This window comes from Croceicoccus mobilis (genome assembly GCF_001661965.1).
In the GTDB taxonomy this organism is placed as follows: Bacteria; Pseudomonadota; Alphaproteobacteria; order Sphingomonadales; family Sphingomonadaceae; genus Croceicoccus; species Croceicoccus mobilis.
Genome location: NZ_LYWZ01000022.1, coordinates 179,543 through 206,283, shown reverse-complemented (window position 1 = coordinate 206,283; position 26,741 = coordinate 179,543). Strand labels below are relative to the sequence as shown.

Genomic DNA, 26,741 nt, shown 5'->3' with positions numbered 1-26,741 from the left:
ATGAAACGCTTGCGGAGATTCCGCCAGGATGAAGACGGTGCAGTTGCGGTTGAGTTCGCCTTATGGACCGTTACGCTGTTCTTCGTGATCGCGGCAGGGCTGGATTTTGGTCTCTATTTCATCCAGCGCAGCCACATGGACGAATCCCTTTCGGCCACCGCGATCAGCGCGTTCGACGCGCGCCAAAATGTTGCCTTCACCAGTCTGCCGCAATATGCTCGGGCGCTTGCCGATGACGATGCCATGACTGTGGCGGTGAGTTGCAACGGCAGCGCGGGAAGCTGCACCAATCTTTCGCGCACATGCTCGTGCCTGAACGGTGACGGAAGCTTTACCGGTCAAGCCTGCGGCACAGTCTGCACAGCTAACGGCACCAGCGCCGGCTATTACCTGACGCTCGATGCGTCGTCGGATTTTACTTCAGTCATCGTGCCAAGCTCGATGGTGGGGAATGGCCGCATCAGCCGCAGCACGACGGTGAGGCTGGAGTGACGGCGATGAACCGAATTCGTAGTTTGGCATCCGATCAGCGCGGTGCGGCCGCCATCGAATTTGCCTTGCTCGGTCCGTTGTTAGTGATGATGCTGTTTGGCCTCATCGAAACCGGCCGCCTGTTCTGGACTCAGCACTCGCTGGACGAGGTTGCCTTTGCCACCGTGCGCTGCATGAGCATATCCGATCAATGTTCCGATGCCGATGCGCAGCAGGCCTTTGCCATCGACCGCGCCGCGTCTTATGGCATCACCGTCGTCGCGGCCAATGTTTCACCGCAGACTGACACGACCTGCAAGACCTTCGGCAGTTCCAACCGTGTCTTGATCGATGCAAAGTTCAATTCGGTCATGCAATCGCTGGTCCCGCAATTCCCTGCCACGGTCGAGGCCGAGGCATGCTTTCCGAACCTAGGTTGAGGCTGGCTTGGGCGAGCCTAGACCCACAGAAACGCGTCCCATTTTAATTAGTGCCGCAACCGCGCCCAGGACTTGCTGGGACGTTCAATGGAATGGAACTGCTTCGCAATCCGGTGCGACGAGTGCGCACCAACTTTTTCGCGCTCGCCTAAGGCGCCAATTTCATCATCAGTTTACAGAAAAGTTCTTCAAGAGCTCAGCAAATCTGCGGCCTTTAAAGGTTAATTAAGCAATTTCAGTCATTTTAAAACCTCGATGAATTTGGAGGTTGCCGTGCGTCAAGATGCCAAAGCCTTGCTCGAAAAGCTAAGCAGGCAGGATTTCCAGTATCGCCAGTTCGAAGATCAATATGCGGATATGGAGCTGTGGCCCATATTCGAGGCGTTATTGAAAGATCCGCGGATCGTTCCGCCGCTTAAGACGCCGCTCGGACAACGGGAAGCCATCCGCGCGGATATCGCTGATCGGCCAAGCGCTCCTCCTAATAGGATCAACCCTGCCAATTCGAATATTTTTGCTGGGTACGGCGATGCGGAAGCACCGCAAGCTCAAGCGCGTGTGCAACAGAAAGTTGGTGGTGCTGACGACTTGCGCTTGTTCCTGTCGGGACTTTCCAATTGACCGTTCTAGCGTTTCACTCACCCAAAGGCGGCGCGGGAAATACGTTGGTAACGGCGGCAATCGCTCGCCGGGCTGCCATACGGGGGCGAGCAGTTTCTGCGTATGACTTGACGCGACAGGACTCGCTTAAGCTGCTTTTCGGGCTTTTGCCGCATCAGAACCTGGTCGGCGCAAATGGCCAAGCAATGGTCGTGCGCGGAGTGCGCCTCAACGGCAATTATGTCACTAAAGGTGAACGCGATGCTGCGATCGAACGTATTAAAGCTACACCTCCCGACGAACTCGCGCTGGTCGATATTGCGTCCGCAGACTGGGACGGATGGGAGCAGATCCGCCGCTTCGCGGACTTGAGCATTTGCGTAATCGAACCCAATCCGATCGGACTTGCCAGCCTGACCCGGCTGGGCGAGCAGCTGCCGGTCACGGAACGCGAAGACATTGCTATCGTGCTGAACAAGCTGGACGATAGGCGCAAACTATCACGCCATTGTCACCGCTTCATGAAGCAATTGTTCGTCAACCAGTTTGTCGGTTCGATCCGTCGCGACGAGTCTGCAAACGAAGCGATTGCCCGGTTCGAATCCTTGGTCGATTACGCCCCCAACAGCGTCATAATTACCGATGTTGATATACTGATCGATTCAATCGAGCAGCGGCTGGCGATAACCGGTTTGGTACGCGATCCGCAGAAACTGCGCGCTGTCAATTCTGCCGAACACCAAACCGTCTGATCCACTGGATATCTTCATGAGCAAGAGCTTGCTTGTACGCCTGCCGAAATGGCTGGCCGCAATCGCCTGCATGGCGCTGATTGTTACGGTTCCGCTGGACGAGACGCAGCAATGGGTTTTCGCCGTCGGCATGATCGTGGTGGCAGCTATCGTCCACCGCAAAGCCGGTCGGCGGACTACGTTGATCATCGGCGTTTTCGCCCTGTTGGCGTCGACCCGCTATATGATCTGGCGCACGACGCAGACGCTGTCGTTCGAAACTCCCTTGGAATACGGTTTGGGCATGGGCCTCTATCTGGCCGAGGCCTATGCGTGGCTGATCCTTGTGCTGGGTCTGATCCAGACCAGCTGGCCACTGCATCGCCCCATCGTCGAAATTGAGGGCGAACCCGAGACCTGGCCCACGATCGACGTCTACATCCCCACATATAACGAAAGCCTGGAAATCGTGCGCAACACGGTTTTCGCTGCGATGGACATGGATTACCCCAGCGACCGGTTTAATGTATATATTCTCGACGACGGCAAGCGAGAGGAATTCCGCGAATTCGCCCGCCAGGCCAAATGTGGCTATCTGACACGCAGCGACAGTCTGCACGCCAAGGCTGGCAATCTGAATGCCGCCATGAAGAAGACCAATGGCGAACTGATCGCGATCTTTGACTGTGATCACGTGCCGACGCGCGCATTTCTGCAAGTGACGGTGGGCTGGTTCCAGAAAGATCCCAAGCTGGCGCTGATGCAGACGCCGCACCATTTCTATTCGCCCGATCCGGTCCAGCGCAACCTGCGTACCGTCAAGGACCTGCCCGGTGAAGGCGATTTGTTTTATGGCGCGGTACAATCGGGTAACGATTTGTGGAACGCGACCTTCTTTTGCGGTTCCTGCGCTATTATCCGGCGCGAAGCCTTGATGCAGACCAACGGTTTCGCTGGTGAAACCGTAACTGAAGACGCGCATACCGCGCTGAAACTGCAACGCATGGGCTGGAATACGGCCTATATCGGTGCACGTCTGTCGGCTGGCTTGGCGACCGAACGCCTCGTCCTTCATATCGGCCAGCGCATCCGCTGGGCACGCGGGATGACGCAGATCTTCCGGGTCGACAATCCGCTCTTGGGTCGGGGCCTCAGCTGGCAACAGCGGCTTTGCTATCTGAATGCGATGATGCACTTTCAGTTTCCGCTGCCGCGCATCGTGTTCCTGACCGCGCCGCTGGCGTTCCTGATTGCGGGTCAGAACATCATCTTCGCATCGGCCTCGCTGATTTTTGCCAATGCGCTGCCGCATCTGTTCATCTCTACCCTGTCCAGCGAGCGAACGCAGGGCGGCGACCGCCAGCCATTTTGGGGCGAGATCTATGAAACCCTGTTGGCATTCCATCTGGTGCGCCCCACGGTGATCACGCTGTTCCAGCCTCGTAAAGGCAAGTTCAACGTAACCGACAAGGGTAGCGTGCTCGACCGCACCCATTTCGATCTGAAAACCGTACAGCCGCATCTTTTCACCATCGGCGTGCTGATTTTCGGCATCGTGCTGGGCATAGCCAAATATGTATTGTGGAAGGATTTTTTCGACATGCAGCTGGGCACGCTGCTGCTCAATCTGGGATGGGCGCTGTTCAGCATGCTGATCCTGCTCGCTGCCGTGTCGGTCGCGCGTGAGACCCGCCAGATCCGCGGCCAGATCCGTATCGATACCAAGCTGCCCGTTACCGTCTATTTCGAGGATGGTGTGGTCGTTGATTGCATTACTTCCGATTTTTCGATGGGCGGGCTGGCCGCGCAACTGCCCAAGGGTTTTGAGATCAACAACCGTGACGTCACCCATGTCTCCATGCCGATGGGCGACGATATGCTGACCCTGCCGGTCGACACGGTTCGCACCGATGCGGGTACGGTACGCCTGCGTTTCGAGGAGCTTTCGATGTTTCAATCGCGTCAGCTGGTGCGCGCCGTGATGGGCCGCGCCGACGCATGGCAACAGGCGGAGGGGCACGCGCCCGTATCGGGTCTGCGTTCGCTGCGAGATATCATCGTCGTCGCGCTTACCACATTGCGCCGGATCGTTCGGCCTTCGTTGCGCAAGGTTCCGGCCAATATACCTGCATCGGCAACAAGCGCGTTTTTGGCAGCATTGCTGGCGAGCGGCATCGCGCTTGCCGGTGCCGGCACAGCCATCGCGCAAACGTCGGCGCAAGCTCTGGTGACAGAGAAAACCATCCCGGTAGTAACGGGGGACGGCGTGCGCAAGCATCGCATCACGCTGAAGGATCTGTCCATCGGTTCGCCGATCAGGCTTCAGGGCACGCGCGGCGAGATCGGTATCCCATTCGGCCTGCGATCGGATGAAGTCGTCACTGGCGCCAGCCTCACGCTCGATCTTGCGTACTCGCCCGATCTTCTGGGTGACATCAGCCAGCTTGTGGTGCTGTTAAACGGAGAAGTGCTGCGCACGGTAGCGCTGACGGCAGATACCTCAGATCGGTTGCGCCTGACACTGGATGTCGAACCCGCGCTGTTCCTGCCGGGCGACAACCAGCTTAATATACGATTCCTGGGCCATTATGCGCGCGATTGCGAAGACCCGTTCCATTCCTCGCTCTGGCTGAACCTGTCCAACCGGCGGTCGTTTATCGACCTTACCACCCAGCGACTGGCGTTACCCGCCGACCTTGCCGATTTGCCTGCGCCGTTCTTCGACAGCCGCGATCCGCTGCCGCTGCGACTGCCCTTTGTATTTGCAGACCAGCCCGGCAACAGCGAGCTGGAAGCCGCAGGCGTTATTGCATCGTGGATGGGTTCGAAGGCCAGCTATCGCGGCTTTGCCTTCCCGCCTTCGATCGGCACCCTGCCGAAGGGCAATGCCATCGTGTTCCTTACGGGAAACAATCGAATTGCAGGCATCGAACGTCGCCCCAATGGCCCTTCTGTAGCGGTGATCCGCAATCCGGCCGACCGGTTCGGCAAGCTGCTGCTGATCATGGGACGCACCGGTGCCGAACTGAAACTGGCCGCTAACGGGCTGGCATTTACCAAGGGGCTGGCAGGTGGGCCATCGGCATCCATGTCCAGCGTTCGCATACCTGTTTTCAAGCCTTATGGCGCGCCGCGCTGGTTGCGAAATGACCGGCCGGTGGAACTGTCGGAGTTCACCGAACCTTTCGCGCTCGAAGGACGTGGCCTGCCGCCCGGTCCGCTGACCGCGCAATTCCGCGTGGCCCCCGATCTGTTCTTCTGGCCGCGCAGCGGTGCCCGGCTCGATATGGCCTATCGCTATCCAACGGCCAGCTGGCTGGACCTGCGCGCATCGCGGCTCGACGTCTCGATGAATGGGCAATATCTGCGCACGCTCGGCATGGGCAGCGGCAACTGGTGGAGCAAATGGATTTCGGACGGGCCGGATGCTTCCTCGCGTGAGCGTGAAGCGCATGTGATCCTGTCCGACTATATCCTGTTCGGCCAGAACGAGCTGGTGTTCGACTATAGCCTTATCATGGCCGACAAGCGGCAATGTGAAGGCACGCTTCCCGACAATGTACGCGTGAACATCATGCCGCACAGCACCATCGACCTGACTGGCACCTTTCATTCGGCGCAATTGCCCAACCTGTCGATGTTTGCATCGGCGGGCTATCCCTTTACCGTGAGGCCCGATCTGGCGGCGACGGCAGTGCTGCTCCCTGCCAATGCCGATATAGCGACCATTGAAACATTCTTGATGATCATGGGGCGCATGGGCGATGCAACCGGCATCGCGACCGCACGCGTTGTCGTAACGAACACGCTGAACAGCGAATTGCTGGGCGACAAGGACATTTTGGTGATCGGCCCCGACAGCATGGCTGCCAGTGGTGGATTATTCGACGATGCCCCGATCCGTTTCGAAAGCGATCGTCTGCGCGTTGCTGAACGCAGCTTTATGCAGAAATCGATGAACCTTACCGGAATTGAGGATCAATCGGTCGAAGCGAACGAAGCGTTGTACGCTTCGGACAGCTTTACCGGCATCGCATCGTTCCAGTCGCCATTCAACTCGGATCGCACGGTGGTGGCCGTTCTGGCATCGGATACGGCGGCGCTGCCACGGATGCTGCACGATCTCGACGATGCGGAATTGAACGCACAGGTTCAGGGCGGTCTGTCCATCGTTAGCGCAGATGGCATGTCCAGCTATCACATCGGGAAAACCTATACAGTGGGCGATCTGCCATGGTGGCTTGCCGTGGCCCACTGGTTGTCGCGCTATCCTTTGCTGATGGCGCTTGGCGCGTTGCTGTCCGCGCTCTTCATTGCAGGTGTGGCCTATCGCGCCTTGCAGGCTCAACAGGCTCGGCGACTTAAAGCACTGGACGACGGCAAATGATCCGCAGAATCGCCAGTTCGCTGATTTGTGGCACGGCTTTGGCCTTGTGCGCGACAAGTCCTGCATGGGCGCAGTCGAACGCAGTTAACGCCCTGCTGGAACAGGCCCGCTATTGGCAGGAACGGGGCCAGCAATCGCGCGCGAATGAAGCCTATCGCCGCGTACTGGACGTCGATCCCGACAATGCCGAGGCCAGGCGCGCCTTGAACCACCGTCACGCAACGCCGACGCCGACACCCGCTCCGGCCGCCAAGCCGGTGCCGTCGGCATCACCTTCTCGACGCGCTCCGTCGGCCGCGCCGTCGCCGGCCCCTTACCGCCCGTCCGCCAGCGAGCGGGCCGGACAGGAGCGAGCCGCCGGTTTCGACGCGCTGGCCAAATCCGACCTGCCGGGCGCCAAGCGCCGCTTCGATGCCGCGTTGGCCCTTGCACCCAATGATGCCGATACGCTGGGCGGACTTGGCATCGTGGCCCTGCGGCGGGGCGAATTCGCGGATTCCCGTGATTTGCTGACACGCGCATCGCGCGGCGGTAATGCCGCCCGCTGGAGCGACGCGCTGGCATCGGCCAGCTTTTACGCCGAGAGCGAAGAAGCGCGTCGATTATTGGCGAACGGGCAGGCAGGCCAGGCTGCGTCCATCGCCGAAAGGCTAGTCGCATCGGGACAAGGTGACGAGGCCGTAGCCTATGGCCTGCTTGCCGATATCTACGAAACACAGGGCCGTTATGCCGAGGCCGCGCGCGCATCGCGGCAGGCGCTTGCCGTGCCGGGTACCGCGGCGGAACTTTCGGGGCAGCTGGAAACGAATGCAGCGCGGCAGGAAGCATTGGCGGCGTGGAGCGCAGGCGACAGCGCCATGGCCGAACACCTGTTCCAACGCGCGATGTTAACCTATACGCAGGACCCGTGGATTCGCTATGAATTCGGACGCTTCCTCCTGTCGCAAAACCGGCGGAGCGAAGCGAATGCGCTGATGCAAAGCCTGACGGGGTTCAACGACCCCGATCATCTGTTCGCTGCCGCCCTGCTGGCCGAACGGCTGGACCGACCCGATATGGCGCGCCAGCTAGTCGAACGTATTCCCGAAGCGCAGCGCAGTGCCGAAATGCAAAGCTTTGCGATGGGCGTTGCCGCTCAACGCGCCATTGACCGCGCGGTCGGTCTGGCCGATGGCGGTCAGGCATTGCAGGCAAGTGCGGGGCTTCGCCAGATCGGCGCGAATACCGGCCTGCCGCCAGAACGCCGCGCCCAGATCGCGGGAGCACTTTACGATATAGGTGATCTTCAAGGCGCATCCTCGCTGGCAAACGAGCTGATGGCACGCCCGCTGGGTGCGCCCGAAGCCTATGAGCCGCTGGTGCGCGTTCTGGCCGGGACCGGCCAGTCGGGTGCCGCACAGGCAGCAATCCGGCAGGCGTCGTCGCTCGCCACCGGATCGCCTGCCGATGTAGCGACCATGGACCGAATGAACGGTTTCCTCGTCACCGCACAGGCCGATCGGCTGCGCGAGGAAGGCCGTTATGCCGAAGCATTCGATGTGTTGCAGGCGGGATGGGCGTCCGCCCCCGGCAATGACGCGATCCTCGTTTCGCTTGGCCAGTTGTACCAGGCGGGGGCGATGGACCAGCAGGCCGCACAAACCTATCGGCTGGTGCTGCAATCCGACGGCGAAAACATGGCCGCGCTGATGGGACTGATCGACGCTGCCAGCACCAGCGGCGATTTTGACAGCGCCCGCGCGGCCCTGCGACAGGCCGAACGTCTCGCTCCCGATGACTACAACGTCTACCTGGCTGGTGCGCGCTTTCACGCGGCGCGCGGCGATAGCGGAGACCAGCGTCGCTATCTGGAGCACGCGCGCGAACTTTACATGGCGCAGCACGGAATCAGCGGCGGCGCTTTCGGACATGGCAATCCATTTGCGACGATGGAAAACGCCAATCCGTTTGCGACGCAGCGTGCGGTCAATCCGTTCGATCCCTCATCGCTGGCTGCCGCAGGAAAGGCGACCGCGCCGGTACAGTTCGGATCGCCCCTAACCTCGAGAGTGCAACAGCCGTCACCCGAAGCTTTTTCGAACTATGCGGGCACGCCATTCAACACGATCCGTCCTGCGGCGCCAGCTATGTCGCCCCCAATGTCAGCGCTCCCACCGGCTTCGAACGCCTTTGAAGGGAGCGGACCAACCATGTCCGGCCAATCCGTCGGTTCCGACCCGGTGCTGGCGTCGATCGCGGCTGAAATCGATACGCTTCGGCGTGAAACCGGCACCATGGTCGAAGTGGATACGCACTACCGCGAACGTTCGGGAGAAAAGGGGCTGTCGCAACTGGCCGAATTGGGGCTTGATGCAGCCATTTCGACCGGATTCGCCGGGGGGCGGATTGCTGCCCGAGCCAAGGCAATTTCAATCGATGCCGGAACGCCCGAATACAACAGCCTGCTCGGCTTTGGGCGAAACGGTCTGCTGCAGGCGCGCGGCATCATCGCGGAGGAAGAGGCTGAATTGATCGATGCCGGTCCGCAGCACGCATCCGGTGTCGCGGTCTCGGCCGAGTACAAGAGCGATATCGTGGAAGCGGATGTCGGCAGCACCCCGCTGGGGTTCGATCATGTCGAAGTGCAAGGTGGGGTTGCGGTCACACCTCGCCTCTCGCCGTACAGCAGCGGCCGGCTGTGGTTCGAGCGCCGTGCGGTGACCGACAGCGTGCTATCCTATGCCGGCGCATATGATCCGGTCACAGGCGAAGAATGGGGATCGGTTATGCGCACCGGTGGCGGCGCATCCTTTGCGCAAGAACGCAACGGAAGCGGGTTCTACGCCGATGTCAGTTACTTCAAAATGGATGGCCGCAATGTGCGGGGCAACGATCGCCTGCAGGCCAATGCGGGCGGATATCTTCAGGCGATGGCTGACGCCAATTCGGTGCTGACCGTGGGGATCAACGGCAATTACCAGGCCTATGACAACAATCAGAATAATTTCACCTTCGGTCACGGCGGATATTTCAGCCCGCAACATTTCCTCAGCGTCAGCCTGCCGGTGCGTTATCGCTATTCGAAGAATGCCATGGAGGTGGCCGGCTATCTCTCGCCCGGCTATCAAAGCTATGAACAGGATGTCGAACCCTTCTATCCCACGGATCCCGCCGCGCAGGGCGAGCTAGATGCGCTCGCAATGCTGGATTCCGATGTAACCGCTTATCACGATGCCAGCAGCGAAACCGGTTTTGGCGTCAATCTGGGCGGTTCGTTCTGGTATGATCTGAACGGGCAGACGCGGATCGGCGGCGAATTGGATCTTAACACTTTCGGTGAATATAATGAGGTGAAGACCGTCTTTGGCCTTAAACAATCGCTTGGAGCGAAATGATGAATTCGGCGTATAACACGGTTGAGACACAGGAATCCGGCTTTAACGCCAGTGCGGGGGACTTCATCCCAGAAACCGTTCAATTTGTGCTTGAGATGGTCATCGAGCAAATCCGCGCATCGGCATCGGCCGATCAGACCCACGGCTTTTTCGTGGCAACGGGACGACGCATGGCCGCGCTCGCGAGGCTGGGCGATCTCAACAATGTCGAGGATATCGAACTGACGCTCAATACGGTCTGGAACCGCATGGGCCTCGGATCCGTTAATTTCGAACTCGACGATCACGGGCTGGATATCGTCCACACAAATCTGCCGTCACTGGAAAGTGGCGCCAGTGAAACGATCGTCAATGCCATGCCCGCTATGCTCGAGGGCGCCTACGCCGCATGGCTTGAATCACTCTCACAAAACGGTGCTACACTGCGTACATGGGTCGTATCGCATTCCGGCTCGCGTCTGGAACTGCGCCATGCGCCTTGAACGGCGGCATTTCCTTGCCGCACTGGCCGCGATGAGCAGTTCCAACTGCAGCTATGCATCACCATCGCCGAAGGCACGGTCGGAATATTTGGCTAAGGCTGGCGAGACGACATCGTACCTGATCGCATGGACCGATTTCAAAAGCCGCTACATCCAGAAAGACGGCCGGGTCGTTGACAACGGGAATGGCGGCATCAGCCACAGTGAGGGGCAGGGTTACGCTCTCGTTCTTGCCGAATTGGCCGGTGACCGCGAGATTTTCGATCGCGTCTGGAACTGGACGGACAAGAATTTGGCGCAGCAGAATAAAGCATTGTTTATATGGCGCTTTGATCCGAATGCATCTGATCCGCTTGCCGATCCTAATAATGCAACCGACGGTGATATTCTGATTGCATGGGCGCTGGGACGCGCCGCAGCACGATGGCAAAATTCCGCGTTCGAATCTCATGCAGCCGCCACTCGCGCCGCTATCGCGGGCGATCTCGTCCTGGCGCGCGAAAGACTGCTGTTATTGCCTGCCGCGCACGGTTTCGTGCACGAAGACCGGATCGTGTTGAACCTGTCCTATTACATTTGGCCCGCTTTGAGCGAATTCGCCGAAAGGGAACCCAAAGGTCCGTGGACGAAAATCATGGAAGATGGCCTCTGGCTGCTGGGGCAAAGCCGGTTCGGTGGCCACCAGCTTCCTTCTGACTGGATCTCATACTTGGACGGGAAGGTAACCGGCCCAGCTCCAGGTTGGGAGCCAAGATTTGGTTTCGATGCGGTTCGCATACCCCTCTATCTGGGCCTGAGCGGACTGCAGGGGCGAGCCCAGCATATAATCGATTTTTGGCGAAGCTATTTTGTTAAGGGCAACATTCCGCCTGCATGGGTTGATGTCAAATCAGGTGCAATGGCCGAATACGCGCTCTCCTATGGGGCGTCGACATATGCAAGTTTGCTGGCAGGTGTGGGAACGGACGTCACAGCAGAAGTACAGCACAACTATTATTCCGCCGTGCTAAATTGCTTTAGTCGTTTGCTATCTCGTATGGCATAAATTGTCGAAATTGTTTGTTCAGTCTATTTCGAAAATTTCCTTAATATCTACTTAATGAAATTTTCCCATTGATCAAAACTGCTTGCGTAAAGCGCACAATATTTACAGCGAGCAGTGTTGCTTGCCGCATCAGCCTCTTGGAAGCTGTCGTTCTGGTCTGTTGAACATTGCGGCCAGATCGAGCCTACTGATTCGATGTCCGCTTTCAGGCGATCGTCGTTGAACCTTCGATCGCTGGATGTAGGGCGCATACCTGACAGATGCCGGGCAATTTGAGGGAGCCCATCGCAAAGCGATGGGTCCATGGTGTACACCAATACGGTTGCGCTTGGCAGGACCAGCGCTGCGCAAGCTTGAAAAGCTCCACGCTGGTCCTGCCTTCTCTACTGCTTGGTCAAATTATTGCCAGATCACGTCAGATCATTTTGCCAGGAAGAGAAACTTTTCGACTCTTAACGGGTGCAGCGTACCCCTCCGGCGAGGGCCGCCTTGCGTGGATAGGTATCGAGCGCTCTTAAGCGTGCTCTTGTGAGCGCGCTTAGGAGTGGTCGATGGGTCAGGTGACGGTGTTTTCGGGGCCGGAGCGGCGGCGGCGGTGGAGCGATGAGGAGCGGCTGCAGATCCTGTCCGAGGCTTTCGCGCCGGGCGCGTGCGTCGCCCAGGTGTGCCGACGGCACGATATTTCTTCGGCGCTGATCTACACCTGGCGGCGCAAGTTGCTCGATGCAGGCGTGGAGCGGGAAGCAGAGCTGCCCGAAGCACTTCCGACGCCGGTGTTCGCCGAAGCGGTGATCGACGAAGATGTGATGGGGGCCAGCGCTGCCGAGCACCCCGCGATGATCATCGACCTGCCGCGCGGCAAGCGGCTGAGCATTTTCGCGGCGGCACCGCCGACCCTGGTCGCTGCGGCGCTGAAGGGGCTGCGATGATCCCTCCCGGCGCGCGGGTGTGGATCGCGCTCGGCCACACGGATATGCGGAAGGGGATGCAGGGCCTGGCGCTGCTGGTGCAGCAGGGTCTCAAGCGTAATCCGCACGGCGGCGATCTGTTCGTGTTCCGTGGCCGCGCAGGCTCGCTGATCAAGATCATCTGGCACGACGGGATCGGCATGTCGCTCTACGCCAAGAGGCTCGAGAAGGGCCGGTTCGTATGGCCCTCAGCGACTGAGGGAACGGTGTCGCTGACCCCCTCGCAGCTGGCCTGCCTGCTGGAGGGGATCGACTGGCGCAACCCGCAGTATACATGGCGGCCGCAGAGCGCCGGATAATCGCCTGAAGGTGGTGTTTTGCCCTTGCGGCAGAGCGTGGAACATGATTCCATCCCTTCCATGGAGGCCGCCATTTCGCCCCTTCCGGACGACGTTGAAGCGCTCAAGGCGCTGGTGGCGGCGATGGCCCGCAAGGCCGATGAGGCAGAGGCCAAGCTTGCCAACGCCATGGCCCACCAGAGCGCCATCGAGGCGCTGATCGCTCACCTCAAGCTGCAGATCGCCAAGCTCAAGCGCGAGCAGTATGGCCCCAGCGCCGAACGCAGCCGCCGTCTACTCGACCAGATGGAGCTGCAGCTCGAAGAGCTCGAGGCTGATGCCGCCGAAGACGACCTGATCGCCGAGGGAGCGGCGGCCAAGACCGCCACGGTCACCGCCCTCGAGCGCAAGCGCCCGACAAGGAAGCCGTTCCCCGGGCATCTGCCGCGCGAGCGCGTCGTGGTGCCTGCGCCCTGTTCCTGCCCGGCCTGCGGTGGGGATCGGCTCTCGAAGCTCGGCGAGGACGTCACCGAGACGCTCGAGGTCATCTCGCGCTCGTGGAAGGTGATCCAGACGGTGCGCGAGAAGTTCTCGTGCCGCGACTGCGAGAAGATCGCGCAGGCCCCCGCGCCCTTCCATGTAGTGCCCCGCGGATGGGCCGGACCCAGCTTCCTCGCGATGCTCCTGTTCGAGAAGTATGGAGAGCACCAGCCCCTCAACCGCCAGGCCGAGCGGTTTGCCCGCGAAGGCGTGCCGCTCAGCCTCTCGACTCTTGCCGATCAGGTCGGGGCCGCTGCCCATGCGCTGATGCCGATCTACAAGCTCATCGAGACGCATGTTCTGGCTGCAAACCGGATCCACGGTGACGATACCACCGTGCCGGTCATGGCGAAGGGCAAGACCGATACGGCGCGATTATGGGTTTACGTACGCGATGATCGTCCCTTTGCAGGCACCGATCCTCCAGCTGCCCTGTTCCACTATTCGCGCGATCGGCGCGGCGAGCACCCGCAAGCCCATCTCGCGGCATGGTCCGGCATCCTGCAGGCCGATGCCTATAGCGGCGGCTACAACGATCTCTATCGCGGCGACCGCGCTCCCGGTCCCGTGATGGAAGCGGGCTGCTTTGCCCATGCCAGGCGCAAGTTCTTCGAGCTCGCCGATGTCCTGAGCTCAGCCCGCAAGAAGAGCCGCGGCCAGCGCAGCAGCATGATCTATCCGATCGCGCTCGAAGCCGTGCAGCGTCTCGACGCCCTGTTCGACATCGAGCGCGGCATCAACGGCAAGAGTCCTGCCGAGCGGCTCGCAGTCCGTCAGGAACTCAGCGCGCCGCTGATGGCCGAGCTCCACACCTGGCTTACCGCGCAGGTCGCCAAGCTATCGCGCGGTCATGACCTCACCAAGGCCTGCTTCTACATGCTGAAGCGCTGGGATGCGTTCACCCGCTTCCTCGACGATGGCCGCATCTGCCTCACCAACAACGCCGCCGAGCGCGCGCTGCGCTGCATTCCGCTTGGCCGCAAGGCATGGCTGTTCTGCGGATCCGATCGTGGCGGCCAGCGCGCCGCCATCATCTACACCCTGATCCAGACCGCGAAGCTGGGCGACGTCGATCCGCAGGCATGGCTTGCTGATGTCCTCGCGCGCATCGCCGATCATCCTGCCACACGGCTCGACGAGCTCCTGCCCTGGAACTGGACGCCCCACCGGAACGCGATCGCCGCGTAACCCGACCTACACTCCGGTCGGCATCACGCTGCGGCCTTCACCGGACGGATACGGTGCAACTGCAATGCCATTTTCAGTGGCGCAATTCGGCATAAGGCGCAAATTGCCTGATTGACCTTACTAGCCGATAAAAGAGTGGCGCCTTTCAGTAGGCAACTGGCGGGAAGCGAACGTCCGACACCCGGCTCAATAGTTAGCTGCCTGCGACAACGATCCCAATCCTAGCTTGGGTAGGCTCGTCGAGGGCTACCGTACATTCATGACCCAAACGGCGTAAATTGGCCGATAGCGGACCGGCAGCTTTCTGGAGAAGAAGCAAGGAAAGCGGAAGCTGAAATGTGCTGCACGGACCGGTTATCTCAGCGATCACGCTTGATGCTATTGACCTGTGTGAAATGCAGTCTTGTTGAAGCAACGGGGCTGACGACTTCGAGAATGATGGGTTTGAACGCTGGTTGATATCCACTGGAGTTCGTTGATGAACGCTGCCCTCGCCATCAATCGAAGGGATTGGTGTTCGTGTAACGCTCCTTGATGAAGCGCGTGTTGTCGGCAAAGGCATCGAGATCGTGCTGCGCGAGATTGCGCATGATGTCGTCGATCTTCGACTGCATCTGTTCGAGGCTGTCTTCGAGCACGTAGCTTGCCGATTTGCCCGTCTTGCGGAAGATCTCCGAGCGGTGCGCCGGCGGGATGTCGATATAGCTCTTCACCAACTTGGGAAGGTGCTGCTCGCGCATTTGCTGGACATCGACGCGGGTGAAGCCTTCGACGCTCTCGCGCGCCATGAGCTCCTCGACCTCTTTGAGGCAGGCCAGGATACGCCTGACTTTTTCCTTTGCCCCTTCGGGAATACGATCATCCTCGTAATCCACGATGACAGGCGCCACGGCCGGTGCCGGCGGCACCGGCGGCTGCGGCGGCGCGGCATCCCCGGCGATCGCGCGTGCGATCCGGCTGAACAGACCATCTTTGCTCATGGACGCTCCTCCTGGATTGGCGGTGCCGGTGTCATGGCGGGTTGGTATAAGGCGGTCATCGGGTGAAATCGAATTGGCGGGTGGTGGAATGCGTGGTTTAAGACTTCTAAGCCAGTGCTTAAAGTCGGTCTCCTTATGCATCAGCTGGTGCACGGTAAAAACTATGAAGACCGAGATTGCTGCATAAAGCAGCGTTGAAAACAGAGAGCCCATCGATCAGGCAATCCCGAGAAGCGAGCTGCCTGTCTGCGCCTGCGCCGATCCTTGAGCGCGAGCGATATAGCCCTTCGACTTCTCGGTTTCCGCCGATAGCGTGTCGATGGTCTGCTTCATGTTGCCAAGCGCCTTGACCTTGAAATCGTCGACCATGTCCATCGTATCGTAGATGTTTTGGAAGGCGCGCTGCAGGACCTCGACCTGCATGGTCGCGGAGGCGGCCTGCTCGTGAATGTCCGCGGACTGGCTGCGCAGCAGGTTGCTGGTGCTGTCGATGATGTTCGATGTCGTCGTGTTGAGAGCGGTGATCTGCTGGAGGACCAGACGCTGGTTGGCCATCGCCTGCGCGACGGTCACCGCAGTACGAAGCGCGGATACGGTCGTGGTCGAGGCGCGGTCGACGCCCTTGATCAGCTCGACATTGTTCTTCTTGATGAGATCGAGCGCGAGATAGCCCTGCACCGTGACCGCCATCTGGGTCAGCAGATCGGTCGTGCGCTGGCGGACGTAGAACAGGGCGCTTTCGCGCAGGGCCTTCGCTTTGTTCGGATCGGTCGCATCGAGATCGTTCGCTGCGTCTTCGATCTTGGTGTCGAGGCTCTTGGCGATGACGATCATCTGCTCGAGCTTGCCCATCTGCTCCCACATCTTCCGGCGCTCGGTATCGATCGCGATATTGTCCTGCAGCAGCTCGTCCTTACCGCGGGCGAGATGGGTGATGACCGACTGGATGTGGGTCTGGGAAGAGGCGTATTTGTCGAAATAGGCCTTCAGCTTATTGCCGAACGGAATGATGCCGAAGAGCTTACGCGGCTGCAGCAGCTTGCTGTTGCGGCCGGGATCGAGGTCTTCGACGACATGGCGCAGCTCGATAAGGCTCTGGCCAACGCTGCCCTCGCCTTCCATCGACTTGGTCGGACGGTCGAGAAAGCGGTTCGACTGGCTTGCGAGCGCAGTGATTTCTTTCTGGCCGATGTTCGTGAGTTGGCCCACCTTTACCGAGAACTCGGGGCTCTGCGCATCAACCGAAATGAGGTCACGCACGTAGCTGTCGACCTTGACCTGCAGCTCGCTGCGCGTCTTCTCATCCACGGGAACGAGCCCGGCGGCCTTATTGACAGGCACAGCCTTCACGGGTTCTGGTGCTGTAAGGGTCAGTTCGGACACAGGCGGCTCCTTTGATGACATTCTATGCAGAAGTATTGCATGTCGGTTGAATATTGTAGGATTCGCCGGACATTATCCCACTTCGGCAGAGAAACGGCCTTGTGGGGGATAAGTCGGCATATCAGGCGACGCGGATCGGTGTGACGTTCTCGTGGGTCTCGATCCCGAAAGCCTGCGCCCTCGACATGATGGTAGCGGCCCACGAACGATGCGTGGCCGGTTCGCACATGCTGCCGTTCGACCCAAATACGGCTAGAGCATCAGATGCCAGGATTGCCCGGGCTTCGGCTACTTCATCTGCGCGGGGACGGTAGAGGGCATGGATCTGCCGTACCTGGTCTGGATGGATAGCGGTCTTGGTCATGACGCCATGCTCTAGGTCTCGTTCGATTTCCTCTTCGAGAATGTCGAAGCGGGCAAAATGCTCGAACACCGGCGAGGAGACACTGAAGCCTGCCGGGATGAAAGTGGCCGCGAAGTCGCGGATGACCTGCCCGAGCGGGCCGTCATAGGCTGTGCGATTCTTTGAGCGGCGTGCTCCGAGGATGTTGAGGATGTCGTTGCCGCCGATCCGGATTGCATCGACGCGTCGGACAAACGGCAGCAGCTGCGCGCGCATTGTCTGGAGTGCCGAAAGGTCGAAGGCTTCTTCGCCCTCGATCGTCGGCATGATGGCATGTTCGCTGTTCAGCAGAAGCTCGAGCCATTGGCCGATATTGGTTGTCGTGATCTTGGGAAGGACGAAACCCGCGATCTTCTCGATGCCCGGCTGCCTGAGCATCCAGGCCAGCATGGCAATGTCGCGCGGGCGCGCATAGACGCGGCATTCCCCAGCGGGCTGGTGGCCGCGCAGGAATTGCTCGAACGCCGCTTGGGCGCGTTCGATGTCGGTCTCACCGACCGAATCTTCCAGACAGATGACGGCCGACCGCAGGCCCAGTTCCTCGTCGTGAAGCGTTGTTTCGATGTTGGGCCGCGTTGCGGGGATATAAAGGGTCGCCCCCAGGATGTGTCTGCTCACTCCTGTTCGCCTCCGAGTTTCTTAATGATGGTCAGCGCGCGGTAATTTCCGATGTCGCGCTGTTCGACGGGCACGCCCGATTGCTCGGCGAGATAGATCATGTGCTGGACTTCAGGATCGTCGAGGTCGCGCAAAATGACCTTGTCCGGCACGCGCCGCAGGATCGCGCGGGTTGCTTCGGCAATGCCGGGCTTGATCCGGTTCACATCGCTTACGCCTTCGCTTTCCATGATGGTGGCGAGGAGGTCCTGGCAGGCCCGCTGGGAAGCGGCTGCGATCTCCTCGCTCCACGGCGACTGGCTGCTATGGGAGACAACGACGGCATCGATTGCGTCGATGAATGCCCGGCTGAGGTCAGCGCTGCGATGCTCTTCCATGAAGAGACAGGCGTGGAAGTCGTCCTCTCCGACGATATCTTCGTTGAGAACCGAGCGGCTGATGAGACCGGAAACGATGCCATTGAGCAGCCCGCTCGGGATGACATAGTCTTCGCTTGTCGCTGCAAGGTGCGCTGTGCCGGCAGGATCGGCTACCACGGCGAGAAACGGCGCGATGCCGAGACGCTGCTTGGCGAGCGAGGTCTCCAGTTCCCGGGTGATTGCGCCCTTCCCCGTCCATCCGTCGACGAACACGATATGCCTTGCGTCATGGCGATCGAGGATATGGCGCATCGCGTTCTCATCGATGCCCCTTCCGCGTATGATGCTCACGGAATAGTGGTGAACCTCGACGCCGAGGCGCTTCAGTGATCGGCTCAGCAAGACCCCGATCGGCGTGCCTGCGCGAGCGAGCGAGACCAGCACGCATTTGAAATGCGTCTGCGTCCGCGCGCGGATCATGCGGGCGAGCAAATCGATGTCATAGCGCAGGCGGGTCTTGTTGCGGCTCAGTGCCTCGCGAAACAGGGTCATGTATCGCTCGTCCGGCACCTTTTCGGCTGAAAGCATCTCGGAATAATGCCGCTTACCCGACTGGATAAGGGCTTCCTTTTCTTCGACCGGAGTTGCCTCGATCTGGGCGGGCTTCAAGAGGATACGGACGTCTTCGGGAGGATAGCTGCCGGAAAAATGCATGGTTTTCCCTTCTTTATGAGCGGTCAGCTGCACCAGCCATTCTCCTTTGTAAGCAGGGTCCAGACCTGCGAGTTCGTCGGTGTCATCGCGAAATCACACAGGTCCATGAAACCAACATCGGAATGGCTGTCGCCGATGCCGATGACCGGTAGATGAGGGTCGCTCTCGCGCCGGATCTCAATCAGGTGCCGGGCCGCGTGGCGCTTGTTGAGCCAGGGCGGCAGCACGGCGAGATTGTTGCCATTGCGGTGGATACGCCATCCCTGCGGCGCATGGATGGCTGCGCGGCGCTCAGCCTCATCGAGAATGCTGAGATCGTCTCCGTTGGCCTTGACCACGAAATAGAGATTGAGGTCGCCTTCCTGCACGATCCAATGCCGATATGCGGATGAGACAAGCCCGTCGGTTGCGAGCAGATGGATCTCGCGAACAGGATCGATCTCGAGCGATTCAGCCTTCAGATGCGCATGCCAGTCCTGATCGACGTTGCCGGCGCCATCGATGATGCAGCCGCCGTTGGCGCAGATGGCCGGAGCCTGCCGGATCGCGACCCGCTCAAGCACTTCGCGGCTGCGCGCGGTGACAGGAACGATCTGGCCGTGGTCGAGCCATTCGATGAAGCGGACTTGCCGGTCGCTCGCGTAGCCACTCGGACTGCCATCGGCCAGCGTCGACATAAGCTTGCCGTCGCCCATGGCGGGCGGGCACTTGCGCAGGGTCTGGAAGAGCGTGTCGTCGAGATCGGTGAGAACGAGCGGGCCCATCAATTGCCGCCCTCGTAGCGGCATTCATAGAGTTCCACCGGGATCTCCGCGCCCAGCTCTTGCAGCGCCTCCAGCGCCTTCATGCGCTGGTTGCCGAGTTTTTCGGCTGCGATGATGATGCGATCGGGCTGGTGCGAGAGGATGTTGTAGAGATAGCAGGGCGCTCCCGAGCCATAGGCATCATCGAAATGCGAGACGCTTTGCATGGCATGGCCGAGCAGCGCCGGGCTGCGGGTAATGCATTGGACCGCGGCGATACCTCCCTGGCGTTCGATGTCTTCGGCAATGCGCAAAGCTTCGTAGGAATGCTCGCCGTCGCCCAGCACCAGAACGCGCTCGCCTTTGCGGGCAGAGGTGAACGGCCGGGTCGCGATATCGGTCATGGTAATGCCGCCCCGGCTTTTCATGGCCGAAGCTGGCGCTGCGCCTGCTTCGTTCGAGCCCGACGGAAGGGGCGCTGCCTTGTGCTCTGCGCCCTTGGTCCATTTCATGCGGCCAGCCAGCAGCGAGACGGCTCGCGCGGGTTTGGGCATGGAAGCGAGATAGGCGCCGTCGCTCCAGTCGGTGATGCAGACTGTTTCGATGGTCTCGAGCGCGGGCATGACGGCGGCCATGGCCTCGGCGGCGGCAAGATACGTGTTCCCGGTGCTGCTTTCGTCATCGACGATGACGAGCGATCGTGCCTTGGCGATGGTGGTCTCAAGGTTGGGGCGTGCGATCTGCACCATGTGAGAGGTCGCATGGCTGTGACCTTCCTCGAAGCTGGTCAGAACCGATGCGCCTGGCATCCTTTGGCGGGATGTCTGGAGATAGACGAGTCTCTGTCCGGTCATCTGCTGGTAGGCGCTGAAGACGCCCTGGCCGAGCGCAGTCGCGGTCTCGGCCATTCCGAGGAATACGATGGGCTCGGGTAGCTGCTGGCTGATGCCTTCTGCGAGCTGCCGCATGGTCGCGCGCATCTGCTTCGGGCGCGCGGGCATGTGGCGGCCCAGCACCTTGGAGACGATCAGGAAGCCGCGCTTCGGGTTCGCCCGCGCTGCGAAATCGCACATCTCGTCGATGGGCGGTCCCTTGGCGACTTCGAGGTCCAGCGTCCCCGTGACGAGTTCGACGGTCTTCGTCTCGCCCATGATTGCAGTGTCCAAGGTCTTTTCCTTTCATCCGGCTTCAGGCCGGTGATCTCAGCTAAGAGGGGTCTGAACGAGAAGCTTGCCGCGCGCGTTCGTTTCGATCTTCGCGCCAAAGCGCCGCAGCAGTTGGTGGGGGTCGATCCGGCCCAGGCCGGAAAGGTCGACTTCGGCCCACTGCGCACGGGTGATTTCGGCGGTGGCGACATATTCGTCGTCAACGCGGCCAGTCGATGCAGCGCGCTGGGTATAGGCAGACAGGGCGACGGTCTTGATGTCGGCGCTGGTGGCAAAGCTATGCCCTGCGAGCCGCATCAGGATCGAACAGACGTGATCGAGATAAAACCCGCCATGGTCCTTCTTCGTCATCGGCTTTTGCACGAGCTCGAGCCGCGTATAGACGGGCTTCCAGGTTGCATCGGGCATATCCTCGATCTCTGGAAGATCGACATCGAGAAGCACGCGGCCGCCGGTGACAGCGAGCGCAATATTGATCTCTGCAGGCCAATCGAGCGCACCGAGGCTGACCAGCAAGGCATCAGCGAGCGCATCGGCGTCGGGACCGCTGTTGGCCTGTTCGGCACGCCAGCGCATCAGCGCATCCATATAGGACTGCTGATCGAAGAATTGTTCGCGTGACGGCTTGCCTGCATTGCCGGCCGTAACGCTCCCTGTCGTGCGCGGAATATCGTGATGCAAAAAGCGCAGCTTCTGCAATTCGGTGTTTCGGTCAGCGGCGTGGTCGTCGAGGAAGACCTTGAGATCATCTTTCATCAGGCGCTTGGCAGCCGGAACCAGTTCGGGATCAAGCGGCCTGTCCTGCGGGTCGAGAAGTACGACCTCGTCGCCGGTCATGCGCGCGACGACACGATCGGGAAGGCTGGCTGCTGCGGACGGACGGGCGGGCGCGGATGCGCGGCCTGCAGGCTTGTCGAGGCGCTCCCGGTAGCTGAGACCGGTCCCGGGGATGCCGACGTTTCCGAAAATGCCGCGCTTTCCGATATTGACCGAGGCGCCGCGCGGACCGACCGACCAGCTGGCGCCGCTCTTGGAGAGATTGAGGCGAACGCCGGGAAGAATGGAAATGCGTTTCTGGAACCGGAAACCCATGGGTACTCCTATGCCGAGACGAGAATGGAGACGACCGAGTTGCGCAATCGGTTGGTGACATCGCGCCGATTGCCGCCTGCCTGGGCAGCGGTCGTGGGCAGCGGCATGCCAGCAGCAGCGATCATCTCGAAGACAATGGCTGCGCGGATGCCGAAATTGACGTTTTCGGAGATTGCGCCGCGGTCGCGGAAATTCTGGTGCGCGAGCGATGCAGAGGTGATCCCGATGAGATTGCCTTCCTCATCGATGATCGCTCCGCCCGACGAGCCGGATCCGATCGGGGCTGAGAACTGGAAGCGCGATACATCGCCCTGTCCGCCGGTGAGGCCTGAGACATTGCCGGTCGTGACCTTGAGGTCGGCGCCGAGCACCTCCATCAGCGGATAGCCGGCGGCCATGACTGCTTCGCCCAGCCAGACGGGCGAATTGATCCGGATCGGCAAGGGCTCACCCTGTATCTGTCCTTGCAGGAGCGCCAGGTCGTGCATCGGGTCAACGGCAACCGGGACCAGTCGCTGCTGGGTGCGACCGAGCGCGAACTCGTTGCCGCCATCGATCACATGGGCATTCGTCACGATCAGGTTCGGGCCTATGAGAACGCCGCTACCGCTTGCAAAGGCGCCTCCGCGAGGTGGCGGTGACGGGTCGCCCCACGGCGAGCTGCGATCGGGAGAGGGATTGTCGCCCCACGGCGACGGCCGGGGAGCATTGTCGCGCGGCCTGCTGCGGTTCGGAATGGGAAGGTCGCCGAGATTACGGGCCCGCGCGTAGGCATCGATGCCGAAGGTAAAGCCTTCGTTCGATACTTTCATGCGAACGGTACCGCTCTTGGTGTAGATTTCACCGATGATGACGGCCGCGAGCTGCTCCACAGGTTCGGGGAAGCTGTAGCTCGTTCCATCGATGGTGACAGTGCACGGATAGGCGGAATTGACGAAGCCGCCCTGCTTGTCGTCCGTGATGTAGGCGACGATCTCGAGCTTGTCGTGATTGCAGCCCGACAGCCGCCAATCGGTCGTGCCCATCTGGTCGAGAGGGTGAAGCGCGCCGCTGCCGGTAAAGGCTGCCACGGAAAGGCGCGAAGCATCGCGGCCGGCAAAGCGGATCAGGATTTCGCTGGTGCCTGTCAGCGTGATGCGCTGACCGGAAATCGCCTGTGTCATGCAGCCTCCTTCTGCTCGATGAGCCTGCGAATGCTCGTGGTCTCGAATTCGATATCGATCTTCACCGGCTTGATGTCGTTAGCTGTGAGCCTGCCGCTCAGGAGGCCGCCCCAGTCGGCGATGAGGCCAGCACCGTAATCTTCGGCATAGATGCTGCCGCCTGCAGGGCGGGCATTGATCTCGAGGATTTTCCAACTGCCATCTATGGCCTTGCGGAACTGCAGGTTCACAAGGCCATAGAGCATAAAGCGAGCGGCCAGTACGGCTGCTTCGCTTTCGAGGAAATGTGGACTTTGAATGGACTGCCGCCGGTCAAATTTGGTGCGCGCGACATATTTCAGAATCTGGCCTTCATGCGCGAGCACGTCGAAGGAGATTTCGGGACCGGGCAGATAATCCATGAGCACCAGAGGAGCGATCGGTTCTTCCCGCTCCTGAATGCGCAGCGCGGCGATGAAAACGTCGGATCGCATAGTGTGAAATTCGGGATGGAGGAGATGCGCGCTCGGCGCTGTATCCTTGGGTAGTTTCCAGAAGCCGTGACCGTTTACGCCCTTGCGCGGCTTGACGCAGGGGAGGCTCTCATCGTGCCAGGCACGGAACAGCGCCAGCCTCTCCTCCAGCTCGTCGGCCGATGAGGCGGGCCATGTTGGCAGATGGAAGGGCTCGTTGGCGGTGGCGTCCGAAAAGGCCTGTTTGTCCTCGATCACCAGATAATTAGATTTCGAGCAGGGGAAATGGACCCGGCACGGAAGATCCGCATCGTAGAAATGCTCGCGCAGCCGGGTCGGCACGAAGACGTCGATCTGGCGCCGGGCAATCTGGTCTCGGACCCAATCCACATATTCCGACGGCTCGAGATCGGGTTCTTCGAATGTCTCGGTCGGGCCGGAATATACCGGCCTGCCCTCACCTACGCTGACGAGCACTTCAAGCGAGCTGTCGGCGGCCAGCATGGCCTGGGCGATGGGAGCGAGCGAGAAACCGCGATTGAACCAGATACGCATCGAGCGGGAATTTCCTTGGGAAAAGGGATAGGAAGGTGGCGGCGGCGCGCAGGGACAAGATGCGTCGCCGCCGCCTGGCCTAGCCGATGTTGACGCCCATCGAGGACGCGAGGCCAGCCAAACCGGATTCCCAGCCTTCGCCGATCGCCTTCACCTTGATGTCGCCATCGCGGCGGTAGAGTTCGACGAACACCATGGCGGCATTCATGCTGGAGTCTTCACTAAGGTCGAACCGAGCAAGTTCCATTTTGTCCGCGTCGTTGACGACGCGGGCAAAGGCGTTGGAGACCGAGCCGAAGTTCTGTCCGCGCTGCTGGCCTTCATGGATGGTGACCGCGATCACGACCTTCTTCACGTCAGCGGGAAGTTTCCCGAAATCAATCGAGATCGTTTCGTCATCGCCCTCGCCTTCACCGGTGCGATTGTCGCCGCCGTAGATGACAGCGCCGTCAGGCGATTTGGTGTTGTTGTAGAAGACGAAATGCGCGTCGGAGAGCACCTTGTCGTCCTGGCCAACGGCAAAGGCCGATGCGTCGAGGTCGAAGGCGGCGCCATCGGTCTTGCGAACGTCCCAGCCGAGACCGACGGTGACGGACGAAAGCCCGGGAGCTTCCTTGGAGAGAGAGACGTTGCCGCCTTTCTGGAGCGATACTGCCATGTGTGAGCGTTCCTGGTCGTAGAATTGAGTTGGCTGGTCGCCGGAGCGTCTGCCCCGGCGACCTATTGCATCCTGGCTGCCCGTCATGAGCAGCCAGAGATCAGCCGATATTCACGCCGTAGTTCTTGGCGAGCGGGCCGAGGCCGCCAGCGAAGCCCTGGCCGACGGCGCGGAACTTCCAGTCGGTGCCGTGACGATAGACTTCGCCGAGGATCATCGCGGTTTCGGTCGAAGCGTCTTCCGACAGATCATACCGGACGACTTCCTTGCCGGTCTTCTCATCGACGAGGCGGATGAAGGCGTTCGAGACCTGGCCGAAGGACTGGCCGTTGGCTTCGCCTTCGTGGATCGTCACGACGATCGCGACCTTGTCGACATCGGCCGGCATCTTGCTGAGCGTGATCTGCACCTGCTCATCGTCGCCTTCGCCTTCACCGGTGCGGTTGTCACCCTGGTGGATGACCGCGCCGCCAGCGGCGTTCATGTTGTTGTAGAAGCAGAAGTCGGCATCCGAGCGCACCTGACCGCTCGAGGCGAGCAGGAAGGCCGAGGCGTCAAGGTCGAAGTCCTTGCCATCGGTTGCGCGAACGTCCCAGCCCAGGCCGATCATGATCTGGTCGAGACCGGGAGCCTCCTTCGAGAGCGAGACATTGCCACCCTTGGAGAGCGAAATTGCCATGGTATCGTAGTCCTTTCTTGAGGTTCTTGGCGGAATGAAACCGGATGCGCGCCGCACTTTCCGCCATGGGTGCAACGTGCTTTGAAAACCGGCTATTTCTTGAATTCGATCTCGCCTTTGCTGACATCCCAGCTTCCGTCGGGATGCAGGCGCGGCGCGCGCTCGGCGGCGATCATGTGCGGGAAGCCATTTTTCCCATATGTCTCGATATGCTCAATATCGACGGTCTCACCCAGGGAGAGATGTGAAATGGCCACCCAGTATGAGGTGTCGTTCGGGTTCAGCAGCGGGATCGTGACCTCGTTGCCGGCCTGATCTGTCAGGGTCATCTTCGGGCGGTAGCTGGCAAAGGAGCCCGCGCCGTTCTTGACTGCCGAATAGGCCGCGAACAGCGCGTAGCGCAGCGTCTCGGGCCGTTCGATGACGATGGCCTCTTCACCTGCCCGCAACGCATCGCCCGAATGCGCAATGAAGGGGAAGGAAGCGCTCGAGCCAAGGTCCTTCCAGTAAACCTTGCCGCTCTTGCCATCCTTGGTGACGTAGAAGCAGTAGAAATCGAGATCGCCTTCACCCGCGCCGCGGCCTTCCCACGAAAGCAGCGCGCGAATGGCGCCGCCGGCCTTGGCGAGGCTGACTTTCTCGGCCTTTGCGAGCGTGACTTTCTTTAACGAGATAGTCGAAGCGGCGGGTGCCGCAGCCGGTGACGGTTCGGGTGCTCGTGTCGGCGCCGGTGCAGGAGCAGGTGCCGCCGGTGGCGGAGCAGAGCTGCTCGGATCAGCTTGCACGTTGACGCCAAAATGGGTTGCGATTGCCATGAGGCCGCCATCGAAGCCCTGTCCGACGGCGCGCAGCTTATAAGCTCCGTTGCGCTTGTAGACCTCACCGATGATGAGCGCTTTTTCGCTCTTCCCGGCTAGATCGATCGTGAAGGACAGCTGGCCCATCGCCATGGTGAGCTGCTTGGCCTGCGCGAGGTCGGCAGCGGAGGCCTTGCCCGTATCGAGCACGGCGCAAAGCGCAATGCGCTCGATCCGATCCGGAATGGCGGCATAGTCGAGCTGAAAGGTCGCGCTCTTTCCTATTACCGCCATTCCCACGCCGGGCACTTGCGTCTGGCCGTAAAACACCATGCCCTCATCGCCCAGCACCTTGCCGGAGGCATCGAGAAGATAGGCGCAGATATCGAGATCGGCACCGATGGGATTTTCGAGCCAGGAAATGCTGACGGCATCTCCTTGAACTGGCGCATTGGCGCCCATCATCATGTTCACG

23 protein-coding genes are annotated in these 26,741 nt (G+C 60.4%); 11 read left to right on the top strand and 12 right to left on the bottom strand.

Annotated features, from left to right (window positions below; all coding sequences use genetic code 11):
• The 11 genes from A9D13_RS08500 (at position 1) to tnpC (ending at position 14,504) form a co-directional block, all read left to right on the top strand.
• A complete protein-coding gene (locus A9D13_RS08500) occupies positions 1–492 on the top strand; it encodes a TadE/TadG family type IV pilus assembly protein (protein ID WP_066772489.1) in 492 nt (163 codons plus the stop codon).
• A gap of 5 nt (positions 493–497) precedes the next feature.
• Positions 498–911 (top strand): TadE/TadG family type IV pilus assembly protein, encoded by a 414-nt coding sequence (locus A9D13_RS08495; protein ID WP_066773886.1) that lies wholly within the window; start codon positions 498–500, stop codon positions 909–911.
• A gap of 273 nt (positions 912–1,184) precedes the next feature.
• Entirely contained in the window at positions 1,185–1,532 is a 348-nt protein-coding gene (locus A9D13_RS08490; protein ID WP_066773884.1) for a hypothetical protein, read from the top strand.
• Positions 1,529–2,263 carry a nucleotide-binding protein gene (locus A9D13_RS08485; RefSeq protein WP_082922221.1) on the top strand — a complete coding sequence of 245 codons (735 nt, stop codon included), beginning with the start codon at positions 1,529–1,531 and terminating at the stop codon, positions 2,261–2,263. Before A9D13_RS08490 ends, A9D13_RS08485 begins: the two co-directional genes overlap by 4 nt.
• Positions 2,264–2,279: 16 nt before the next feature.
• Complete coding sequence (gene bcsA, locus A9D13_RS08480; RefSeq protein ID WP_066772482.1) at positions 2,280–6,629, top strand: UDP-forming cellulose synthase catalytic subunit; 4,350 nt, start codon at positions 2,280–2,282, stop codon at positions 6,627–6,629.
• Positions 6,626–10,003, top strand: coding sequence for a cellulose biosynthesis protein BcsC (locus A9D13_RS08475; RefSeq protein WP_066772480.1), 3,378 nt, complete (start codon positions 6,626–6,628; stop codon positions 10,001–10,003). Before bcsA ends, A9D13_RS08475 begins: the two co-directional genes overlap by 4 nt.
• Positions 10,003–10,485, top strand: a complete 483-nt coding sequence (gene bcsD, locus A9D13_RS08470) for a cellulose biosynthesis protein BcsD (RefSeq protein WP_066772478.1) — start codon at positions 10,003–10,005, stop codon at positions 10,483–10,485. The genes A9D13_RS08475 and bcsD overlap by 1 nt, the downstream gene beginning before the upstream one ends.
• A complete protein-coding gene (locus tag A9D13_RS08465; protein ID WP_066772476.1) occupies positions 10,475–11,530 on the top strand; it encodes a family 8 glycosyl hydrolase in 1,056 nt (351 codons plus the stop codon). Before bcsD ends, A9D13_RS08465 begins: the two co-directional genes overlap by 11 nt.
• Before the next feature lie 551 nt (positions 11,531–12,081).
• Positions 12,082–12,459 (top strand): IS66-like element accessory protein TnpA, encoded by a 378-nt coding sequence (tnpA, locus tag A9D13_RS08460; protein ID WP_066772475.1) that lies wholly within the window; start codon positions 12,082–12,084, stop codon positions 12,457–12,459.
• Positions 12,456–12,797 carry an IS66 family insertion sequence element accessory protein TnpB gene (gene tnpB / locus A9D13_RS08455; protein WP_066772473.1) on the top strand — a complete coding sequence of 114 codons (342 nt, stop codon included), beginning with the start codon at positions 12,456–12,458 and terminating at the stop codon, positions 12,795–12,797. The genes tnpA and tnpB overlap by 4 nt, the downstream gene beginning before the upstream one ends.
• A 60-nt stretch (positions 12,798–12,857) precedes the next feature.
• A complete protein-coding gene (gene tnpC / locus A9D13_RS08450; RefSeq protein WP_066772471.1) occupies positions 12,858–14,504 on the top strand; it encodes an IS66 family transposase in 1,647 nt (548 codons plus the stop codon).
• Positions 14,505–15,001: 497 nt separating this feature from the next.
• On the opposite strand, the gene A9D13_RS08445 is transcribed toward tnpC, so the two are convergent.
• The 12 genes from A9D13_RS08445 to A9D13_RS08390 all read right to left on the bottom strand — a co-directional run bounded on the left by A9D13_RS08445 (position 15,002) and on the right by A9D13_RS08390 (position 26,728).
• A complete protein-coding gene (locus tag A9D13_RS08445; RefSeq protein WP_066772469.1) occupies positions 15,002–15,484 on the bottom strand; it encodes a hypothetical protein in 483 nt (160 codons plus the stop codon).
• Positions 15,485–15,700: 216 nt separating this feature from the next.
• Positions 15,701–16,888 carry a toxic anion resistance protein gene (locus A9D13_RS08440; RefSeq protein ID WP_066772463.1) on the bottom strand — a complete coding sequence of 396 codons (1,188 nt, stop codon included), beginning with the start codon at positions 16,886–16,888 and terminating at the stop codon, positions 15,701–15,703.
• Positions 16,889–16,988: 100 nt separating this feature from the next.
• A complete protein-coding gene (locus A9D13_RS08435) occupies positions 16,989–17,888 on the bottom strand; it encodes an HpcH/HpaI aldolase/citrate lyase family protein (protein ID WP_066772461.1) in 900 nt (299 codons plus the stop codon).
• Positions 17,885–18,961, bottom strand: a complete 1,077-nt coding sequence (locus A9D13_RS08430) for a cysteine protease StiP family protein (RefSeq protein WP_066773882.1) — start codon at positions 18,959–18,961, stop codon at positions 17,885–17,887. The genes A9D13_RS08435 and A9D13_RS08430 overlap by 4 nt, the downstream gene beginning before the upstream one ends.
• A 23-nt stretch (positions 18,962–18,984) precedes the next feature.
• Entirely contained in the window at positions 18,985–19,656 is a 672-nt protein-coding gene (locus A9D13_RS08425) for a sucrose-6-phosphate hydrolase (RefSeq protein ID WP_229665188.1), read from the bottom strand.
• A 68-nt stretch (positions 19,657–19,724) separates the two neighbouring features.
• Positions 19,725–20,870, bottom strand: a complete 1,146-nt coding sequence (locus A9D13_RS08420) for a phosphoribosyltransferase domain-containing protein (RefSeq protein WP_229665186.1) — start codon at positions 20,868–20,870, stop codon at positions 19,725–19,727.
• A gap of 36 nt (positions 20,871–20,906) precedes the next feature.
• A complete protein-coding gene (locus A9D13_RS08415; protein ID WP_066772453.1) occupies positions 20,907–21,962 on the bottom strand; it encodes a DUF4236 domain-containing protein in 1,056 nt (351 codons plus the stop codon).
• 8 nt (positions 21,963–21,970) lie between these two features.
• Positions 21,971–23,125 carry a S1C family serine protease gene (locus A9D13_RS08410; protein WP_066772452.1) on the bottom strand — a complete coding sequence of 385 codons (1,155 nt, stop codon included), beginning with the start codon at positions 23,123–23,125 and terminating at the stop codon, positions 21,971–21,973.
• Entirely contained in the window at positions 23,122–24,132 is a 1,011-nt protein-coding gene (locus A9D13_RS08405; RefSeq protein ID WP_066772450.1) for an ATP-grasp domain-containing protein, read from the bottom strand. Before A9D13_RS08405 ends, A9D13_RS08410 begins: the two co-directional genes overlap by 4 nt.
• A gap of 79 nt (positions 24,133–24,211) precedes the next feature.
• Complete coding sequence (locus A9D13_RS08400; RefSeq protein ID WP_066772446.1) at positions 24,212–24,790, bottom strand: TerD family protein; 579 nt, start codon at positions 24,788–24,790, stop codon at positions 24,212–24,214.
• Positions 24,791–24,890: 100 nt separating this feature from the next.
• Positions 24,891–25,469: a TerD family protein gene (locus tag A9D13_RS08395; protein ID WP_066772444.1), complete on the bottom strand. Its 579-nt coding sequence runs from the start codon at positions 25,467–25,469 to the stop codon at positions 24,891–24,893.
• Between the two features lie 92 nt (positions 25,470–25,561).
• A complete protein-coding gene (locus tag A9D13_RS08390) occupies positions 25,562–26,728 on the bottom strand; it encodes a TerD family protein (protein WP_172808130.1) in 1,167 nt (388 codons plus the stop codon).
• Between the last annotated feature and the right edge of the window lie 13 nt (positions 26,729–26,741).

Excerpts from the sequence above, each read along its gene's own strand:
- A9D13_RS08500 (WP_066772489.1), top strand. The coding sequence starts at position 1 with ATGAAACGCTTGCGGAGATTCCGCCAGGATGAAGACGGTGCAGTTGCG.
- A9D13_RS08495 (WP_066773886.1), top strand. The coding sequence starts at position 498 with ATGAACCGAATTCGTAGTTTGGCATCCGATCAGCGCGGTGCGGCCGCC.
- bcsA (WP_066772482.1), top strand. The coding sequence starts at position 2,280 with ATGAGCAAGAGCTTGCTTGTACGCCTGCCGAAATGGCTGGCCGCAATC.
- A9D13_RS08475 (WP_066772480.1), top strand. The coding sequence starts at position 6,626 with ATGATCCGCAGAATCGCCAGTTCGCTGATTTGTGGCACGGCTTTGGCC.
- bcsD (WP_066772478.1), top strand. The coding sequence starts at position 10,003 with ATGAATTCGGCGTATAACACGGTTGAGACACAGGAATCCGGCTTTAAC.
- A9D13_RS08465 (WP_066772476.1), top strand. The coding sequence starts at position 10,475 with ATGCGCCTTGAACGGCGGCATTTCCTTGCCGCACTGGCCGCGATGAGC.
- tnpA (WP_066772475.1), top strand. The coding sequence starts at position 12,082 with ATGGGTCAGGTGACGGTGTTTTCGGGGCCGGAGCGGCGGCGGCGGTGG.
- tnpB (WP_066772473.1), top strand. The coding sequence starts at position 12,456 with ATGATCCCTCCCGGCGCGCGGGTGTGGATCGCGCTCGGCCACACGGAT.
- tnpC (WP_066772471.1), top strand. The coding sequence starts at position 12,858 with ATGGAGGCCGCCATTTCGCCCCTTCCGGACGACGTTGAAGCGCTCAAG.
- A9D13_RS08445 (WP_066772469.1), bottom strand. The coding sequence starts at position 15,484 with ATGAGCAAAGATGGTCTGTTCAGCCGGATCGCACGCGCGATCGCCGGG.
- A9D13_RS08440 (WP_066772463.1), bottom strand. The coding sequence starts at position 16,888 with ATGTCATCAAAGGAGCCGCCTGTGTCCGAACTGACCCTTACAGCACCA.
- A9D13_RS08430 (WP_066773882.1), bottom strand. The coding sequence starts at position 18,961 with ATGCATTTTTCCGGCAGCTATCCTCCCGAAGACGTCCGTATCCTCTTG.
- A9D13_RS08425 (WP_229665188.1), bottom strand. The coding sequence starts at position 19,656 with ATGGGCGACGGCAAGCTTATGTCGACGCTGGCCGATGGCAGTCCGAGT.
- A9D13_RS08415 (WP_066772453.1), bottom strand. The coding sequence starts at position 21,962 with ATGGGTTTCCGGTTCCAGAAACGCATTTCCATTCTTCCCGGCGTTCGC.
- A9D13_RS08410 (WP_066772452.1), bottom strand. The coding sequence starts at position 23,125 with ATGACACAGGCGATTTCCGGTCAGCGCATCACGCTGACAGGCACCAGC.
- A9D13_RS08405 (WP_066772450.1), bottom strand. The coding sequence starts at position 24,132 with ATGCGTATCTGGTTCAATCGCGGTTTCTCGCTCGCTCCCATCGCCCAG.
- A9D13_RS08400 (WP_066772446.1), bottom strand. The coding sequence starts at position 24,790 with ATGGCAGTATCGCTCCAGAAAGGCGGCAACGTCTCTCTCTCCAAGGAA.
- A9D13_RS08395 (WP_066772444.1), bottom strand. The coding sequence starts at position 25,469 with ATGGCAATTTCGCTCTCCAAGGGTGGCAATGTCTCGCTCTCGAAGGAG.
- A9D13_RS08390 (WP_172808130.1), bottom strand. The coding sequence starts at position 26,728 with ATGGGCGCCAATGCGCCAGTTCAAGGAGATGCCGTCAGCATTTCCTGG.